Origin of the sequence: Leptospira yanagawae serovar Saopaulo str. Sao Paulo = ATCC 700523, from assembly GCF_000332475.2 — a bacterium.
GTDB lineage: Bacteria > Spirochaetota > Leptospiria > Leptospirales > Leptospiraceae > Leptospira_A > Leptospira_A yanagawae.
Genome location: NZ_AOGX02000006.1, coordinates 1 through 3,568 on the forward strand (window position 1 = coordinate 1; position 3,568 = coordinate 3,568).

General features: G+C 34.8%; 4 protein-coding genes. 3 read left to right on the forward strand and 1 reads right to left on the reverse strand.

Annotation, left to right across the window (positions count from 1 at the left end; genetic code table 11):
- Positions 1-207: hypothetical protein (locus LEP1GSC202_RS20095; RefSeq protein ID WP_208597373.1), on the reverse strand; the 207-nt coding region annotated here is incomplete at its 3' end.
- A gap of 358 nt (positions 208-565) precedes the next feature.
- Between LEP1GSC202_RS20095 and LEP1GSC202_RS19390 the strand changes: the two genes are divergently transcribed.
- From LEP1GSC202_RS19390 to LEP1GSC202_RS00420, 3 genes are all read left to right on the forward strand, one after another.
- Positions 566-1,417, forward strand: coding sequence for a toll/interleukin-1 receptor domain-containing protein (locus LEP1GSC202_RS19390; protein ID WP_015675700.1), 852 nt, complete (start codon positions 566-568; stop codon positions 1,415-1,417).
- A 197-nt stretch (positions 1,418-1,614) separates the two neighbouring features.
- The gene (locus LEP1GSC202_RS00415) at positions 1,615-2,526 is read left to right on the forward strand and encodes a hypothetical protein (protein WP_015675699.1); all 912 of its coding nucleotides are present in this window, start codon (positions 1,615-1,617) and stop codon (positions 2,524-2,526) included.
- 202 nt (positions 2,527-2,728) lie between these two features.
- On the forward strand, positions 2,729-3,412 hold the full coding sequence (locus LEP1GSC202_RS00420) for an endonuclease/exonuclease/phosphatase family protein (protein ID WP_015675701.1): 684 nt from the start codon (positions 2,729-2,731) through the stop codon (positions 3,410-3,412).
- Positions 3,413-3,568 lie beyond the last annotated feature (156 nt).

Consider the following 3,568-nt stretch of genomic DNA (forward strand, 5'->3'; position numbering starts at 1 on the left):
TAGTTCATCTGAAAAATCTAAAAAAATCTCTTTTGATATTAAAGAAGTCAAAATTAATTCTGGAACAGAAAACATATATTCAAATATACCAATTATTACCCTAGGAAACACTCTAGGAAAAGTTTTGGAACCAGTTGTTGTACGGGAAGGTCCCGGTTTAGAATTCAAAAAAACTAGATTATATTGTAAATATTTACGATGGACCATATTTAAACAGTTTACCTAAAGACGAATCAGTTATCGTTCATGCAAGAACTAGACAAAAATACCAAGTTAAAAACTGGAATAATTACTGGTTATTAATAAGTTCAGGTGACACCAAGAAAGTCTGGGCTTTTGGCGAATTTCTTTCCTATTAATATATCTACTGCGAATAACTTCCGCTAACCACATCGCTTCGGGACAAGCCCTCGCTCGGCCTGCGGCACATAGGCTTTCTGTCACTCGTTTGCATTCGCAAACTACGTGCCAGTCCCTAACGTCCCGTTCCGGGACTCAGGGTCAGCCTACGTTGGTTAGCTATTTCGTTATGCGAAAGTGTCATAAAATTTATTAGGAGAAAAATATGAGTTCAGTTTTTTTAAGTCACAATTCAATCGACAGGCCCTTTGTCAGAATGCTTGCTGAAAGACTATCAAATGACGGTATACTGGTTTGGTTAGATGAAGCAGAGATAAATATTGGAGATTCATTAATCGAAAGAATATCAAGCGGTATTGAGGAAATGGATTTCGTAGCAGCAATTATTTCCCAAAATTCAATAACATCACCTTGGGTTCAAAAGGAAATAAGCTTAGCGATGAATAAAGAAATAAAGGGAAAGAAAGTTGCTGTTTTACCAATTCTTATTGATAACAGCAAACTTCCAGCTTCAATAGCCGATAAACTTTATGCAGACTTTACTGATCCTACAAAATTTGACGATTCGTATCAGAATCTCATTAGAGCCATAAAAAACCATCGCTTAAAAAATAAACCCGTCGAACCTAAAGAAGCAAAAACAGACAAACCCATCCAGAAAACAATTCTTGAAGCATTCAATGATATAACTATCGTTGGTGCAGATAAACAAAGAACTCAAATTTCAAGACCCGGGACAAAACTATACAATGTCTATCTTGAATTATCAGAACAGCCTTCACGAAAATGGATTGAACTATTTAATTCAGAACGAGATTTTCCTAGACATTCAATGTGGAGAAATGCAAGAATAAACGATAAGTATATTATTATTGAATGTCCACTTAATGAATTAGAACAATATCATCTTAGAGACTTAAAAGAGGATGTAATGAAATCTAATTCAAAATATAGAGGAATTTTATTTCAAGAAATGCAATCTGCAGCAAGGCTAGCACAAGAAATAAAAAAGCAGAAAGAAGAGAAGGATAGTTATTTAGATAATTTATCTTTATAAAATTGACACCTTCGCATAACAGCGACTAACCGCTTCACTTCGGGACTTACGCCCTCGTTCGGTCTCCGACACATAGGCTTCTGGCACTCCTCTTGCTTACGCAAGCGTCGTTCCAGCCCTAACGTCCCCTCCGGGGACTCAGGGTCAGCCTACGTCGGTTAGTCTAGTTCGTTATACGACAGTTCGGAAATATTTTTATGAAAAAAATAACAACAGTAATCCTTTTATTAATTTCTTCCCAGTTGCTTGCTGAGGAGATCAACCAAGGCCAAGTCAAGAACAATAGATCTTTGTCCATATATCTGAGAAGATATTCTACTTTTATAGATTCATTTGAACAAAGAATGCTTTTCCAAAATTTCAACTATTACGATCAGAATGATAAAAAAACCATTCCAGGATATGAATTTGGTATTAGAAAAAAATTTGAAAACTCTAACTTCTCATTACAATCGGAATTTCAAGAGTATAAAAAAGGAAATATTGGAATGAGAGCTACTGCTTGTATTGGACGTTACTGCGATCTTGCTCCGGTTTCAGCTGGTGCATATTTTAGAAATCAATTCAGAAATACAATTTTATACGATACTACTCCAGATAAGTTTCGACTCTCTTTCGGTTTCAGATATATAAAATCTGAACTCTCTGATGGTAGCGGATATCGATACAATTATACTGTAGGTCAAAAATTCTTTGGACCTGAAATCGGATTTGAATATCAAACAGATAAATATTGGAATTTCAATCTTTTGATTCACTATAACTATTTCTATTTATTCGGTAAAATCGATAATAGATACAATGGAACCTATACAAACTTCTCACCAGTTTCTTACAATTCAGATCCGAATGCTACTTACGTAGGTGGGGAATTTGGCATGAAATTAAACTATGACTTTGATGAACTTTACTATTTATCTATTGGAATATTAACCCTCGAAGCTAGAACAAAAGTAAATCCGTATGCTATGACTGTTAATTATCTTGCTGATCCTCAATATAAATATGCTTTGGACACAGGTGCAAATATAAATTATTTAATTTATAATGCAGCTAACAGCAAAGAAGTTTTAAGATCAGTTTATCTTGAAGCTGGGTTAAAACTTTAAAACCGAAACGTCGCATAACAGCGACTTACCGCTACGCTTCGGCACAAGCCCTCGCTCGGCCTGCGGCAAATTCCCCTTCTGGCATTTCGCCTTGCGTTCGCAAGCTACATGCCAGTCCCTAACGTCCCGTTCCGGGACTCAGGGGCGGGGAACTTCGGTAAGTCTATTCGTTATACGCAATGTTCTAAAAACTATTTAAAAAATGAGAATTGTAAGTTGGAATTGTGCTGGTGGTTTTCGAAAAAAGTTTGAGCAAATTCAAAAATTAAGTCCAGATATAACCATTATCCAAGAATGTGAAAATCCGAATCTATATATAAAAGAATTTCGATCTTTTGAATATAAAAATTTCATCTGGGAAGGCGAAACGAAAAACAAGGGTATTGGCATTTTCACTAAATCAGATTTTAAATTGCAAAGATTAAATTGGAAAAATCATTTTGAAATCTCAATTAATGAAATCAACTCTGAACTACTAAAATGGAATTCAGATGGTCTAAAACAATTTTTGCCTTTCTCCATAAATGATAGAATTCATATTCTTGCTGTTTGGACAAAAGGTGGTGAAAACCTAGCTTTCGGATACATAGGTCAATTTTGGAAATATATTTTAGCCAACAAAAGTGATATTTTGAATCACAAACCAATTATTATAGGTGATTTTAATAGCAATGTAATTTGGGATAAAATTGATAGATGGTGGAACCATTCTGAAATTATTAATATCTTGGAATCATGGAATTACAAAAGCCTTTATCATGTAAAATTTAAAGATGAACACGCCTCTAGTAAAATCCTACCTTTTTCTTACAAAGAAAAAGAGAAAAGCCTTATCACATCGATTATGCATTTATTCAAATTGATAAAATGGACAACTCAAGTTTAGAATTAGGTAAATATGAAGATTGGATCGAATTCAGTGATCATTTACCTCTTGTAGTTAACTTTGAAGAATAATTACAATAAATAGAACACTGCGTATAACAGCGACTTACCGCTACGCTTCGGCACAAGGCCTCGCTCGGCCTGCGGCAAATTCCCC